Raw genomic sequence first — 14,265 nt, 5'->3', positions numbered from 1 at the left:
ACAGATATAATTCGCCGTCAACACTTAATTTCAGGCTTATTCGGATTTGAGCGTAATACGCGCAAACGCCTTCTTACCAGCCTGGCAAACATGGGTAGCACCCAGCTCGTATATAAAGGTGCGATCTACAACCTCACCATCTATACGCACACCACCAGAACCCAGAAGATCGCGTGCAACCGCCGAGTTCTTCACCAGGCCCGCCTTATTAAGAACAGCCGCGATCGGCATCGCCTCCGCCGCAACCAGTTCAATCTCCGGCAAGTCGTCAGGCAGCTCGCCATCCTTCATCCGATTACCCGCTGCGCGATGAGCACTGGCTGCCGCCTCTTCACCATGGAAGCGCGCGACTATCTCTTCCGCCAGCTTGATCTTCACGTCACGCGGATTCGCGCCAGCCTCAACATCAGCACGCAGCGCATTGATCTCGTCCATCGAGCGAAAGCTCAACAGTTCGAAATAACGCCACATCAATGCATCCGGGATAGAAACCAGCTTGCCGTACATCACGCCCGGCGCCTCCTGGATACCCACATAGTTACCCAAGGACTTGGACATCTTCTTGACGCCATCCAACCCCTCCAGCAACGGCATGGTCAAAATGCACTGAGCCTCCTGCCCGTACGCACGTTGCAACTCGCGCCCCATCAGCAGGTTGAACTTCTGGTCGGTACCACCCAGCTCAACATCCGCGCGCAATGCCACCGAGTCATACCCCTGAACCAATGGGTAAAGGAACTCATGGATCGCAATGGGCTGATTGGTGGAGTAGCGCTTGTCGAAGTCATCACGCTCAAGCATGCGCGCTACGGTGTACTGGGAAGTCAGACGAATGAAGTCTGCCGGCCCCATCTGGTCCATCCAGGTGGAGTTGAATGCCACCTCGGTCTTAGCAGGATCGAGAATCTTGAACACCTGGGTCTTGTAGGTCTCGGCATTATCGAGAACCTGCTCGCGAGTCAGCGGCGGACGCGTTGCGCTCTTGCCGCTCGGATCGCCGATCATCCCAGTGAAGTCACCGATAAGAAAGATAACCTGATGCCCCAGCTCCTGGAACTGACGAAGCTTATTAATAAGCACGGTATGGCCCAGGTGCAGATCCGGCGCAGTCGGATCAAAGCCAGCCTTGATACGCAGGGGTTGGCCACGCTTGAGCTTTTCGATCAGCTCGGCCTCGACCAACAATTCTTCCGCACCACGTTTTATCAGCGCTAGCTGCTCTTCAACCGACTTCATAACAGACCCGCAAGGCTCAGACTCAAAAGGGAACCAACCATACAAGATCAGGGACTAATTACAAGTTTTGCCCTGCACACAGGCACCGTTCAGCAAGCCCAGCGTTCGCGAGCTTGCGCCACAGATGATTTGGTTATATTTTATACAGTTATTTCATCTTCATCATGTCATTCATCTTTTCCATTTCATCTTCAAAGTCAAAATTACTTATGACCACTGAACCGTCTAAAGCGCCGCCGCTTTACCCGAAGACCCACCTGCTCGCCGCAAGTGGCATCGCCGCCCTACTCAGCCTGGCACTCCTGGTGTTCCCTTCCAGTGACGTAGAAGCCAAAAGAACATCCCTGAGCCTTGACCTGGAAAGCCCAGCAGAACAACTGACACAAGATCAAGACGCTTCCGACGCCCAACAAGCCACAAATGCTCCAATTGAATCCCCCTTCGCACAGATAGAAAGCACTCCCGAAGAGACTCAACAAACCACCCAGGAACACCCCGCGCCAGCCGCGGCCAAGAACCCCCAACACCGCGAAGTGATCGTGGCCAAAGGCGACACACTGTCTACCCTGTTCGAAAAGGTTGGATTGCCTGCCACCGCAGTAAATGAAGTACTGGCCAGCGACAAACAAGCCAAGCAATTTACCCAGCTCAAACACGGCCAAAAGCTCGAGTTTGAACTGACGCCCGATGGCCAGTTGAAGAACCTGCACACCAGCATCAGCGACTTGGAAAGCATCAGCCTGAGCAAGGGTTCCAAGGGCTTTGCCTTCAACCGCATCACCGCCAAGCCGGTTATGCGATCCGCCTACGTACACGGCGTGATCAACAGTTCCCTGTCACAATCGGCCGCTCGTGCCGGCTTGTCTCACAGCATGACCATGGACATGGCCAAAGTATTTGGCTATGACATCGACTTTGCCCAAGACATCCGCCAGGGTGACGAATTCGACGTGATCTACGAGCAGAAAGTCGCCAATGGCAAAGTAGTAGGCACCGGCAACATTCTCTCTGCGCGCTTCACCAACCGCGGCAAAACCTACACCGCCGTGCGATATACCAATAAACAAGGCAATAGCAGCTATTACACAGCCGACGGCAATAGCATGCGCAAGGCGTTCATCCGCACCCCAGTGGACTTCGCTCGTATTAGCTCGCGTTTCTCCATGGGTCGCAAGCATCCAATTCTGAACAAAATTCGCGCCCACAAAGGTGTCGACTATGCAGCCCCTCGTGGTACGCCAATCAAGGCTGCCGGCGACGGCAAGGTGTTACTGGCAGGACGTCGCGGTGGTTACGGCAACACAGTGATCATCCAGCACGGCAACACCTACCGCACGCTGTATGGTCACATGCAAGGGTTCGCCAAGGGCGTCAAGACAGGCGGCAACGTGAAGCAGGGCCAAGTAATCGGCTACATCGGCACCACCGGCCTGTCTACCGGACCGCACCTGCACTATGAGTTCCAGGTCAATGGCGTACACGTTGACCCATTGGGCCAGAAGCTGCCAATGGCCGATCCGATCGCCAAGGCCGAGCGCGCGCGCTTCATGCAACAGAGCCAACCATTGATGGCACGCATGGATCAAGAGCGCTCCACCTTGCTAGCCTCGGCGAAGCGCTAAGGTATGCCGCTCTATATCGGTGTGATGTCCGGGACCAGCCTCGATGGCCTGGATATCGCGCTCATCGAACAAGGCCCGGCGATCAACCTGATCGCCACCCATTACATCCCCATGCCCGACACTTTGCGTACCGAACTGCTTAGCCTATGTGCCAGCGGCCCGGATGAAATCGCCCGCTCGGCGATTGCCCAGCAACAGTGGGTGGCGCTCGCAGCCCAAGGCATTCACGCGCTACTGAATCAGCACAACATCAAACCTCAGGACGTTCGAGCGGTTGGCAGTCATGGGCAGACCATTCGCCATGAACCCGGCCGAGGCTTTACCGTGCAGATCGGCAACCCTGCCCTGCTCACCGAGCTGACAGGTATCACTGTGGTCAGCGACTTCCGCAGCCGTGACGTGGCTGCCGGTGGGCAAGGCGCACCCCTGGTACCCGCATTTCATGAGGCCTTGTTCGGCGAGCATACCGGCAACCGCGCGGTGTTGAATGTCGGGGGCTTCAGCAACCTCAGCCTGATCGAGACAGGCAAGCCTGTAGCCGGCTTCGATTGCGGCCCGGGAAACGTCTTGCTGGATGCCTGGATTCACCTGCAGCGTAATGAACACTTTGATCGCGACGGCCAGTGGGCCGCCAGTGGCCAGGTCCAGCCGCAACTACTCAATGCATTGCTCAGCGATCCTTTCTTCTTGGCTAAAGGCCCTAAAAGCACCGGTCGCGAAGTATTCAATCTGGCATGGCTACAACGACACCTTGCTCGCCTGCCAGAGTTTCGACCTGAGGACGTGCAGGCCACCCTGCTGGAACTGACCGCCCTCACCATCGTCGAGTCCCTGCAAAGCGCCCAGCCGCGCACAGAGACCTTGCTGATTTGCGGTGGCGGCGCCCATAACACGACGTTGATGAGTCGACTGACAGCACTGCTGCCCTCCACCCAAGTCAGCAGCACCGCCACCTATGGCGTAGATCCAGACTGGGTCGAAGCCATGGCCTTTGCCTGGCTGGCCCATTGCTGCCTGGAAGGCATCACCGCCAATCGCCCCAGCGTAACCGGTGCGCGCGGGCTTCGGATTCTGGGGGCGATCTACCCGGCCTGACCACAACCAGGACCCGCAGACAGCAAAACGCCGCTTGGCCGATCAAGGCCAAGCGGCGTTTTTGCATCCGCTACCGATCAGATCGAGAACGAAGACCCACAACCACACGTAGTGGTGGCATTAGGGTTCTTGATCACGAAACGCGAACCTTCCAGACCTTCCTGGTAGTCCACCTCGGCACCCGCCAAGTATTGGAAGCTCATCGGATCCACGACCAGGCTGACGCCCTCGCGCTCGACGATGGTGTCGTCATCGGCCACATCTTCATCGAAGGTAAAACCGTACTGAAACCCTGAACAACCGCCGCCCGTAACGAATACGCGCAGCTTCAAGCGATCATTACCCTCTTCATCGACCAGGCTCTTCACCTTGTGCGCAGCACCGTGGGTGAATTGCAAAGCCGTGGGGGTGAAGGATTCAACGCTCATGCTGATAATCTCCCGGCGTAGCGCCGCCATATGCGTAATGGCGGGCATTATCCGCTTCTCCTAGAAAAGCGGTCAACTATTGTTACGGTATATCAATCTGCGCAGTCACGCTTAAAAAAACAAAAGGCCCGCTTAACGGGCCTTTTGCATAGCAGCTCGTCGCCGTTAAGGCAGCATGCCCGCGTGGGACAGGCCCAGCTTCTCATCCAGACCGAACAAGATATTCATGTTCTGTACCGCCTGACCCGAGGCGCCCTTGACCAGGTTATCGATCACCGACAACACCACTACCAAATCGCCATCCTGCGGACGATGCACCGCTATCCGACACACGTTGGCGCCACGCACGCTGCGGGTTTCCGGGTGACTGCCTGCCGGCATCACATCGACGAATGGTTCGTTGGCATAACGCTTTTCAAACAGCGCCTGAAGATCTACCGAGCGATCGACAACATTGGCGTACAGGGTCGAGTGAATGCCACGGATCATTGGCGTCAGGTGAGGTACAAAGGTCAGGCCCACGTCCTTGCCCGCGGCCCGACGCAGTCCCTGGCGGATTTCCGGCAGGTGGCGATGCCCTTTAACCGCATAAGCCTTCATGCTTTCCGATGTCTCGGAGTACAAAGAACCTACCGCCGCACCACGACCGGCACCGCTGACGCCCGACTTGCAGTCGGCGATCAGGCGCGAAGTATCCGCCAAGCCAGCTTCCAGCAATGGCAAGAAGCCCAGCTGCGTTGCTGTCGGATAGCAGCCCGGCACGGCAATCAGGCGTGCTTGCTTGATCTGCTCACGATTGACTTCCGGCAGGCCGTAGACCGCTTCTTCCAACAACTGCGGCGCACCATGGGGCTGGCCGTACCACTTGGCCCACTCATCAGCATCTTGCAGGCGGAAATCGGCCGAGAGGTCGATGACCTTGGTTCCGGCCGCCAACAACTCACCGGCCAGCGCATGGGCAACCCCGTGAGGCGTGGCGAAGAACACCACGTCGCAGGCGCCAAGGGTCTTGATGTCCGGCACACTGAACGCCAGGCCGTCATAGTGGCCTCGCAGGTTCGGGTACATATCGGCCACAGCCAGCCCAGCCTCGGATCGGGAAGTGATGACCACCACCTCAGCTTGCGGATGCTGAGCCAATAGACGCAGCAATTCGACACCGGTGTAACCCGTGCCGCCGACGATACCGACCTTGACCATAAACCTGCCCTCAACGAACCCACTGGAAAGCCGTCGATAATAGGGGCCGTATCGTCCTGCGACAACCGCCAACGTGACGTACGGAGGCATGAGCCACTACTATCTTCGCTACCGTGAACCTGGGAATAACTAAAAATGCTCTATCTATGGGTCAAAGCCTTCCATATCGTCAGTATCGTTTGCTGGTTTGCCGGGCTGTTCTACCTGCCACGTTTGTTTGTCTATCACGCGCAAAGTGAGGATACCGTCAGCAAAGAACGCTTCAGTGTCATGGAGCGCAAGCTGTACCGCGGCATCATGGGGCCGGCGATGATTGCCACGCTGATATTCGGCGGCTGGCTGATCTACCTCAACCCCGCCATCTTTCAATCCGGCGCGTGGATCCACGCCAAGCTGACGCTGGTGGTGCTGCTGATCGGCTACCACCATATGTGCGGCGCACAGGTAAAACGTTTCGCGCGTGGCGAAAACACCCGCAGCCATGTCTTTTATCGCTGGTTCAATGAGGTGCCCGTTCTGATATTGCTGGCTATCGTAATTTTGGTCGTCGTCAAACCGTTCTAACCTCAATTGCTCGGGGAACCTCCAATGTCGCTGCCTGCTTTGCTTGAACAACGTCTGCGCCTGCCCGTCGTGGCGGCACCGATGTTTCTGATCTCCAACCCACAGTTGGTCCTGGCGTGCTGCCGCAACGGAATAGTCGGGAGTTTCCCGGCGCTCAACCAACGCGAAAGCAGCGGTTTCAAGGCATGGTTGGAAGAAATCGAAGCGGGCCTGGCGAAGCTGGATAATCCCGCGCCCTATGCCGTCAACCTGATCGTGCACAACAGTAATCCACGGCTACAGGCCGACTTGGCAATCTGCGTCGAGCACAAGGTACCCATCGTCATCACCAGCCTGGGGGCAGTGAAGGAGTTGGTCGATGCCGTTCACAGCTACGGCGGCCTGGTGTTTCATGACGTCACTACCCGACGCCATGCCGAGAAGGCCGCCGAAGCAGGCGTCGATGGCCTGATTGCCGTAGCCGCCGGCGCCGGTGGCCACGCAGGTACTTGGAGCCCCTTCTCGCTGATCGCCGAAATTCGCCAGTTCTTCGACAAAACCCTGCTGCTGGCCGGCTGCCTCAATCACGGGCACGAGATTCTCGCAGCCCAACTGCTCGGTGCGGACCTCGCCTATTTCGGTACGCGCTTTATCGGCACTACCGAAAGCCATGCGCCAGATGCCTATAAAGAGATGCTGCTCACATCCCACGCCGCCGACATCGTGCACACTCCCGCAGTCTCGGGAGTACCCGCAAGCTTTATGCGCCAGAGCCTGGAAAATGCCGGTTTTGACCTCGCCGCCCTTCAAGGCAAGGGTGAAGTCAACTTCGGTTCCAAGCTAAAGCCATTGAGCGATGAGGCCAAGGCATGGAAAACTGTATGGTCTGCCGGCCAAGGCGTCGGAGAGATTGATGATTTGCCTAGCGTCGATGAACTCGTTGCCCGCCTGGATAGCGAATACCGCCAAGCACGCGAGCACGCAGCGCAACTGCGCTGGCCACGCTGACCCACTGCCTGGCCCGTCGATTGGACGGGCCTGCACGCCCCCTTCCTGACTAAGTGACAAGGATGCCCGCATGAGCGACAACCGTTTCAAGATTGTGTTTGACGGAACTTTACTCCCAGGCGTCGATAGCACCACCGCCAAACTGAACCTCGCCGAGCTGTTCAAGAGCGACGTGGCGGCCGTCGAAAAACTCTTCACCGGTCGCCCGGTTGCCCTGAAACGCGACCTATCCTCTTCGGACGCGCAAACCTACCTCACAGCGCTGAAAAACGCCGGGATCGATGCGCGTATCGAAGCCGAGCAGCCCGTAGCCTTCAACCTCGCAGAAACTCACGAAACAGATTCCACCGCCGCTGACTTCTCTAGCCAGGCCGCCTCGCCTTACGCCCCGCCGCGAGCTGCCGTGGGGGATGACTTGCCGGAGTACGCCAATCTCAAGATTTTCACCGTCCACGGGCGCATCGGCCGTCTGCGGTATCTGGCCTGGACGCTGGTTTTGACCCTCGCAATGCTGGTGGCTGGTGGCATCATCAGCACCGTCAGCTTTGCCGTGGCCACCGCCTCGCCGACAGCCGGCACTCTCCTCGGGGTGCTGCTGGGCTTGGCGCTGGTTGTTGCGATTGTCTGGGTCAGCGTGCAAATCGGTGTGCAGCGCCTGCACGACATCGGGTGGTCAGGCTGGCTGTACTTCCTCAACCTTGTGCCGCTGGTGAACAGCGTCTTCCCGATCGTACTGATGGTCGCACCGGGCAATGCAGGCGCCAACCAATATGGTGCGCCACCACCGCGCAACTCCACAGCCGTAAAAGTACTGGCCACTCTGTGGCTGGCGTTTATCCCGGTGATGCTCGCCATCGTGGTGACGCTGGGCATGAACGGCTACCTGAACCAACTTGAAGCCAACATGGACAGCAGCTACGAAAGCAGCTCCATCACCTCCGATGACGCCGCCGATCAAAGCGTCATCGTTGATGAAGAAGAAGGCGCGCAAAGTGCTGACGACACGGCCGAACCTGTAGACTCTCCGGAACAGTGAAGAAACGCCCGCCCGCCTGTGATGCCTCTGTCACAGGCCCGGCGGCGTTGCGATGGAGAAAGGCATGACCCGTTACGCTCTGATCACCGGTGCTTCCAGCGGCATCGGCCTGGCTTTGGCCGAAGCACTGGCCCGACGTGGCCGCAGCTTGATTCTGGTGGCCCGCCAGCGTGATCAGTTGGAAAGCATTGCAATCGAACTGACTCAACGCTTCGGCGTCGAGGTGTTGTTTCGTGCCTGCGACCTGGGCGAGCCACTACGTCTGTCCGGCTTTTTGCTGGAGCTCGAAGAAGGTGAGCGGCAGATCGACCTGCTGGTCAACTGCGCCGGTATCGGCACCAGCGGACCGTTCCTGGCTCAGGACTGGATGACCGAGCAGGACCTGATCGAGGTCAACATCCTGGCCCTGACTCGTATGTGCCACGCCCTTGGCAATGCCATGGCACTGCAGGGTGGCGGGCAGATTCTCAACGTTGCCTCAGTTGCCGCCTTCCAACCGGGCCCCTGGATGAGCAGCTACTACGCCAGCAAAGCCTATGTGCTGCACTTTTCCGAAGGTTTGCGCGAAGAGCTGAAGACCTGTGGCATCAAGGTTTCGGTACTGTGCCCCGGCCCTACGCGCACCGCTTTTTTTGGCACGGCGCAGATGGACACGGTAAAGCTCGAGCATAGCCGGCAGTTGATGAGCCCGGAAGAAGTCGCGCTCTACACCGTGCGAGCCTTGGAAAAAAACAAAGCCATCATTATTCCTGGGCGCCGCAATCGCTGGCTGGCGTTCAGCCCGCGTTTCAGCCCACGCTGGCTGACCCGCAAGATCGCCGGCGCCATCAACAAGGCCTATTGCCCACGTTGATCGCCTGGGTACACTCACCCTGCACTTTCACAATGGAGAAACAGCTGTGGATACTCTGTTCACCAAGATCATCAACAGAGAAATACCTGCGAAGATCATCTATGAAGATGACCAGGTCCTCGCCTTCCACGATATCGCCCCAATGGCCCCCGTGCATTTCCTGGTCATTCCGAAAAAGCCGATTCGCACCCTCAACGATCTCACCGAAGAGGACAAAGCCCTGGCTGGCCACATTCTGTTCACCGCTCAACGGCTGGCGGTGGAACAGGGCTGCGAGAAGGGGTTTCGCGTCGTCATGAACTGCAATGAAGATGGCGGGCAGACCGTTTATCACATTCATATGCACGTGTTGGGTCAGCGTCAGATGAACTGGCCACCGGGCTGATCACCCCGGCAACCGGAGTCGCGCCCCAGGGATGCGACCCCATGCCCTTGACTCAGCGCAAACGCTTCGTCCTCTCTTGCGGTAAACTGGCCGCCGAGATTCTTCCCGGAGGTCAGCATGACTACCCAACGTCACTACTCGCCGATTGACCGCCTGTTGCTGCAAGCCGATATGGCCATGCGCACGTTGTTGCCATTCAGCGGCCAACCGTATCGCCCATCACCCGCCATTGTGCAACCCGATGCGCAGATGAACGAGACCGACACCCGCCACGTCGCCGGCCTGATGCGCATCAACCATACCGGTGAAGTCTGCGCGCAGGCGCTGTACCAAGGCCAAGCGCTGACCGCCAAGTTGCCGCATGTACGCGCAGCAATGGAGCATGCGGCTGAAGAAGAGATCGACCATCTGGCCTGGTGCGAGCAACGCATTCGCCAGTTGGGTAGCCATCCCAGCGTGCTGAACCCTCTGTTCTACGGTTTATCATTCGGTATCGGCGCCGCTGCCGGCTTGATCAGCGACAAAGTCAGCCTCGGTTTTGTCGCCGCAACCGAGCATCAGGTCTGCAAGCACCTGGATGAACATCTGGAGCAACTGCCGGCCGAAGACGAAAAGTCCCGGGCCATTCTTGAGCAAATGCGCATTGATGAAGAACACCACGCAGAAAGTGCGCTGGATGCCGGCGGCTTCCGCTTCCCTGCACCGGTAAGGTTCGGCATGAGCCTGCTGGCCAAGGTCATGACCAAAAGCACCTACCGAATCTAAGCCGTTAAAAAGGGCGCTCTCAAAGCGCCCATTCTTTTTGCCGGCCGTTTTATTGGTCGCCTAGCTCAACGATTTCGTATTCATGGGTAATCGCTACACCTGCCGCGCCCAGCATGATCGACGCCGAGCAATACTTCTCGGCCGACAGTTCGACGGCACGTTTGACCTGTGCTTCCTTCAGCGCCCTCCCCTTCACCACGAAACGCATGTGGATCTTGGTAAACACCTTGGGATCTTCTGTGGCGCGCTCGGCTTCCAGGAAGGCTTCGCAGCTTTCCACGGCCTGGCGGGACTTTTTCAGGATGCTGACCACGTCGAAATTGCTGCAACCACCGACACCCAGCAGCAGCATTTCCATCGGGCGTACCCCCAGGTTACGGCCACCGGCTTCTGGCGGACCGTCCATGACCACTACATGGCCACTGCCCGACTCACCGAGGAACAGGGCCTCGCCCGCCCATTGGATGCGTGCCTTCATCACCCAGACTCCACTGCTAAAAAAGGGTCGTCAGCTTAGCACAGCGTCTGAAACAGCAGCGCCCGACACGAAGTTGATCAATGACAGCGCTTACCAGGTAAATTCGCTAATCGAGGCAGAATGTGTCTGGTAAGCTGGCGCCAAATCAATGGCGCATTGCCATCCTTTGTATAGCGTGTATCAATGCTGGTACCGCTGGATTAAAACAACTCCAACCACACCGCGCAGTTTTTTCGGGATCCAACCATGGTTGCTCTTACTCCCACACCCAAGATCAAGAATCTCGACAAGCTATTGATGCATTGCCAGCGCCGACGCCATCCGGCCAAACACAACATCATCTGCGCTGGCGAGCGCTCCGAAACACTGTTCTTCATTATCAAGGGTTCGGTCACCATCCTGATCGAGGATGAAGACGGCCGCGAAATGATCATTGCATACCTGAACACTGGGGACTTCTTTGGTGAGTTGGGGCTGTTTGAACAAGCAGGCAAAGAGCAGGAACGTAGCGCCTGGGTTCGGACCAAGGTTGAGTGCGAAGTCGCCGAGATCAGCTATACGAAATTTCGCGAATTGGCCCAGCATGACCCAGACATCCTGTACGCCTTGAGCGGGCAAATCGCCCAGCGCCTGCGAGACACCACGCGCAAGGTCGGTGACCTGGCGTTCTTCGACGTCACGGGCCGAGTGGCTCGCTGCCTACTGGAACTGTGCAAGCAACCCGATGCCATGACCCATCCCGATGGTATGCAGATAAAAGTCACGCGCCAGGAGATCGGGCGCATTGTCGGTTGCTCGCGCGAGATGGTCGGCCGCGTACTCAAGGATCTGGAGGAGCGCAACCTGGTGCACGTCAAAGGCAAGACGATGGTGGTATTCGGAACGCGTTAAACCGGTAGGAACTCCGCCAGCATCCGACGGTACAGCGCATCCAAGCGGGTGAACGCATCCGGCGCGGGGAAGGTTTCGTGCAACGCAATATGGCTGTCGGCACGCACTCGTTGGTCGAGGCCACAGGCTTCATTGAAGCGGTTGACCGCCGCAATCAATTCTTCGCGGTCGTTATCCAACAACAAAGCACCGTGCACCAAGCCCACCGGGCGGCCACCACTTTGCCGCCAGCGCTGGGCCGTGCCCACCATCTTGCGACCGTTCAGGTTGACGTTATAGCGACCGTCACAGAACGCGCCGTCGATTTCACCGACGCTAGCATCACCACCCAACTCGATCAAAAAATCGCAGATCGGCTGGCACAAGCGCTGGTAACCGGTTTCGATCCGCCCCTGATCACCTTCGCTACGCGGCGGCGCATACACCAAGGCGATATTGACCGTGGCGCCGGACTGCGGCACCGGCTCACCGCCCGTTTCCCGCAGCAGCACCGGCCACCCAGCATCCGCCGACACCCGGCTGGCCGCCTCGAACGTCGGCAATCGGCTCAAACGACGTGGCATCACCAGGGCTTGGTCGCTAGGCTGCCAGAACAGTAACCCGAACGCCTGCTTACCCGTACATACGGCTGCCAGCAAGTCCTGCTCAGCGGCAAGCCCTGCTTCTACAGTCATCATCACGGGCTGAGTCATCGAACACCTACTTATCTGAATAAACACAAAACCCAATGCGGGAGGGGGCTTGAACTCCCGATAGCATTCATTCAGTTGATGAATAACTCGACTGATGCTCCGCTATCGGGAGCAAGCCCCCTCCCACATTTTTACTGCACTTCAATCAATCTAATGTCGAACCGCTGACCGTCACGCCACGCTCCGGGAAGAACAGACGCTGCAGTTCTGCACCCGGATTTTCAGCGCGCATGAAGGTCTCGCCCACCAGGAACGAGTACACCCCGCTGATTTCCATCAGCTCTACATCAGCGCGATTGACGATGCCGCTCTCAGTAATCACCAAGCGATCACGCGGAATACGCGGCAACAGATCAAGGGTGTTTTCCAGGCTGACTTCGAAGGTGTGCAGGTTACGGTTGTTGACCCCCACCAGCGGCGTGTCGAGGGTTTTCAGTGCGCGCTCCAGCTCATTGCCATCGTGCACTTCGACCAACACATCCAGGCCGACGCTCTTGGCCACAGCGGCCAGCTCGGCCATTTTCACATCATCCAGTGCGGAGACGATCAGCAGCACGCAGTCGGCGCCCAGCGCACGGGCTTCGACGATCTGGTACGGATCAACCATGAAGTCCTTGCGGATCACCGGTAACTTGCATGCGGCGCGGGCCTGTTGCAGGAACAGGTCACTACCCTGGAAGTAGTCGATATCGGTCAGCACGGACAGGCAAGTCGCCCCACCCTTCTCGTAGCTGGCGGCGATGTCGGCCGGTACAAAGTTTTCGCGGATGACACCTTTGCTCGGCGAGGCTTTTTTGACCTCGGCAATCACGGCTGGTTGCTTGAGCTTGGCTTGAGCGATCAAGGCTTTGGCAAAGCCACGTGGCGCGTCGGCGATTTTCGCCTGCGCTTCCAACTCGGCCAGGCTCACGCGGGCACGGCGCTCGGCCACTTCTTCGGCCTTGCGGGCCAGGATCTTCTCCAGAACGGTTGGCACGCTCATCCTTCATTCTCCATCTTGAATACTGCGGTGAATGCTCCCAGCTCTTCGAGTTTCTCTCGAGCCAGACCGGTGTGCAACGCATCGTGGGCCAAGGCGACACCTTCCTTAAGACTATAGGCGTGGTCGGCCGCATAAAGCGCCGCGCCAGCATTCAGAACAATCATTTCCGCAGCTTTCTGACCATTTTCGGTCTTACGGCGACCCAACGCATCACGAATCAACTCCAAGGACGCCGCCGGGCTTTCCACCGACAGGCCGTGCAAACTCTGGCTCTTCATGCCGAGGTCTTCGGGCTCGACCCAATATTCGGTGACCTGGTCATTCTTCAGCTCCGCCACGAAGGTCGGCGCCGCCAGGCTGAATTCATCCAGGCCATCTTTGGAATGCACCACCAGCACATGCTTGCTACCCAGGCGCTGCAAGACTTCGGCCAATGGCCGGCACAGCGCCTGGCTGAATACGCCCACCACCTGATGCTTCACGCCGGCCGGATTCGTAAGCGGGCCGAGCATATTGAAAAGGGTACGCAGACCAAGGTCTTTGCGGGGGCCGGCAGCGTATTTCATCGCGCCGTGATGGGATTGGGCAAACATGAAGCCGATACCGACGCTGTCGATGCAGCGCGCCACTTGCACTGGGGTAAGGTTCAGGTAGATACCGGCCGCTTCCAGCAAGTCGGCACTGCCGCTCTTGCCGGAAACCGCACGGTTACCGTGCTTGGCCACGGTGCAGCCAGCGGCGGCGACCACAAAGGAGGAGGCCGTCGACACGTTGAAGATATTCGCACCGTCACCGCCGGTACCGACGACATCGACGACGCCGTCGAGGGTCTTGAGCTCAACCTTGTCCGCCAGCTCACGCATCACTGACACGGCGCCGACGATTTCGTCGATGCTTTCGCTCTTCATGCGCATTGCCATCATGAAGGCACCGATCTGTGCGTCGGAGCATTGACCGGTCATGATCTCGCGCATCACATCGCTCATCTCGGCGGTGCTCAGGTCCAGATGGCCGACGATACGGCTCAGGGCAGTCTTGATATCCATGAAAA

Annotated in this window: 16 protein-coding genes; 9 read left to right on the top strand and 7 right to left on the bottom strand. The window is 58.2% G+C overall.

The features are described from left to right. Window positions 1-36 precede the first annotated feature (36 nt). Complete coding sequence (gene tyrS, locus M5B43_RS07595; RefSeq protein WP_248749512.1) at window positions 37-1,236, bottom strand: tyrosine--tRNA ligase; 1,200 nt, start codon at window positions 1,234-1,236, stop codon at window positions 37-39. A gap of 209 nt (window positions 1,237-1,445) precedes the next feature. Between tyrS and M5B43_RS07590 the strand changes: the two genes are divergently transcribed. Together M5B43_RS07590 and M5B43_RS07585 are read left to right on the top strand one after the other, a co-directional pair. After that, window positions 1,446-2,858, top strand: a complete 1,413-nt coding sequence (locus M5B43_RS07590; protein WP_248749511.1) for a peptidoglycan DD-metalloendopeptidase family protein — start codon at window positions 1,446-1,448, stop codon at window positions 2,856-2,858. Between the two features lie 3 nt (window positions 2,859-2,861). Then, on the top strand, window positions 2,862-3,953 hold the full coding sequence (locus M5B43_RS07585) for an anhydro-N-acetylmuramic acid kinase (RefSeq protein ID WP_248749510.1): 1,092 nt from the start codon (window positions 2,862-2,864) through the stop codon (window positions 3,951-3,953). Window positions 3,954-4,030: 77 nt separating this feature from the next. On the opposite strand, the gene erpA is transcribed toward M5B43_RS07585, so the two are convergent. Beyond that, on the bottom strand, window positions 4,031-4,381 hold the full coding sequence (erpA, locus tag M5B43_RS07580; RefSeq protein ID WP_003176443.1) for an iron-sulfur cluster insertion protein ErpA: 351 nt from the start codon (window positions 4,379-4,381) through the stop codon (window positions 4,031-4,033). 165 nt (window positions 4,382-4,546) lie between these two features. Next, complete coding sequence (argC, locus tag M5B43_RS07575; protein WP_248749509.1) at window positions 4,547-5,581, bottom strand: N-acetyl-gamma-glutamyl-phosphate reductase; 1,035 nt, start codon at window positions 5,579-5,581, stop codon at window positions 4,547-4,549. A gap of 135 nt (window positions 5,582-5,716) precedes the next feature. Here argC and hemJ point away from each other — a divergent pair, with 135 nt between their 5' ends. From hemJ to coq7, 6 genes are all read left to right on the top strand, one after another. Beyond that, entirely contained in the window at window positions 5,717-6,145 is a 429-nt protein-coding gene (gene hemJ / locus M5B43_RS07570; RefSeq protein ID WP_248749508.1) for a protoporphyrinogen oxidase HemJ, read from the top strand. 24 nt (window positions 6,146-6,169) lie between these two features. Next, complete coding sequence (locus M5B43_RS07565; protein ID WP_248749507.1) at window positions 6,170-7,132, top strand: nitronate monooxygenase family protein; 963 nt, start codon at window positions 6,170-6,172, stop codon at window positions 7,130-7,132. A gap of 70 nt (window positions 7,133-7,202) precedes the next feature. Next, window positions 7,203-8,168, top strand: a complete 966-nt coding sequence (locus M5B43_RS07560; protein ID WP_248749506.1) for a DUF805 domain-containing protein — start codon at window positions 7,203-7,205, stop codon at window positions 8,166-8,168. Between the two features lie 64 nt (window positions 8,169-8,232). Continuing rightward, complete coding sequence (locus M5B43_RS07555) at window positions 8,233-9,021, top strand: SDR family oxidoreductase (RefSeq protein WP_248749505.1); 789 nt, start codon at window positions 8,233-8,235, stop codon at window positions 9,019-9,021. A 46-nt stretch (window positions 9,022-9,067) separates the two neighbouring features. Beyond that, window positions 9,068-9,406, top strand: coding sequence for a histidine triad nucleotide-binding protein (locus M5B43_RS07550; protein WP_003210943.1), 339 nt, complete (start codon window positions 9,068-9,070; stop codon window positions 9,404-9,406). 117 nt (window positions 9,407-9,523) lie between these two features. After that, window positions 9,524-10,171, top strand: coding sequence for a 2-polyprenyl-3-methyl-6-methoxy-1,4-benzoquinone monooxygenase (coq7, locus tag M5B43_RS07545; protein ID WP_248749504.1), 648 nt, complete (start codon window positions 9,524-9,526; stop codon window positions 10,169-10,171). Window positions 10,172-10,220: 49 nt separating this feature from the next. Here coq7 and M5B43_RS07540 read toward each other — a convergent pair whose 3' ends face one another. Beyond that, window positions 10,221-10,649 (bottom strand): OsmC family protein, encoded by a 429-nt coding sequence (locus M5B43_RS07540; RefSeq protein WP_248749503.1) that lies wholly within the window; start codon window positions 10,647-10,649, stop codon window positions 10,221-10,223. Window positions 10,650-10,895: 246 nt separating this feature from the next. Here M5B43_RS07540 and crp point away from each other — a divergent pair, with 246 nt between their 5' ends. Next, window positions 10,896-11,540, top strand: a complete 645-nt coding sequence (crp, locus tag M5B43_RS07535) for a cAMP-activated global transcriptional regulator CRP (RefSeq protein WP_043051169.1) — start codon at window positions 10,896-10,898, stop codon at window positions 11,538-11,540. Here the strand turns inward: crp and M5B43_RS07530 are convergent. From M5B43_RS07530 to trpD, 3 genes are all read right to left on the bottom strand, one after another. Continuing rightward, window positions 11,537-12,232 (bottom strand): lipoate--protein ligase family protein, encoded by a 696-nt coding sequence (locus tag M5B43_RS07530; RefSeq protein ID WP_248749502.1) that lies wholly within the window; start codon window positions 12,230-12,232, stop codon window positions 11,537-11,539. The genes crp and M5B43_RS07530 overlap by 4 nt on opposite strands. A 145-nt stretch (window positions 12,233-12,377) precedes the next feature. Further along, window positions 12,378-13,214 carry an indole-3-glycerol phosphate synthase TrpC gene (gene trpC / locus M5B43_RS07525; RefSeq protein WP_248749501.1) on the bottom strand — a complete coding sequence of 279 codons (837 nt, stop codon included), beginning with the start codon at window positions 13,212-13,214 and terminating at the stop codon, window positions 12,378-12,380. Further along, a complete protein-coding gene (gene trpD / locus M5B43_RS07520) occupies window positions 13,211-14,260 on the bottom strand; it encodes an anthranilate phosphoribosyltransferase (protein ID WP_248749500.1) in 1,050 nt (349 codons plus the stop codon). The genes trpC and trpD overlap by 4 nt, the downstream gene beginning before the upstream one ends. Window positions 14,261-14,265: the final 5 nt, after the last annotated feature.

It is taken from the genome of Pseudomonas sp. MWU15-20650 (genome assembly GCF_023242475.1).
In the GTDB taxonomy this organism is placed as follows: domain Bacteria; phylum Pseudomonadota; class Gammaproteobacteria; order Pseudomonadales; family Pseudomonadaceae; genus Aquipseudomonas.
Note: the sequence above shows the minus strand (reverse complement) of the source record. Positions and strands in the feature narration are given on the sequence as shown.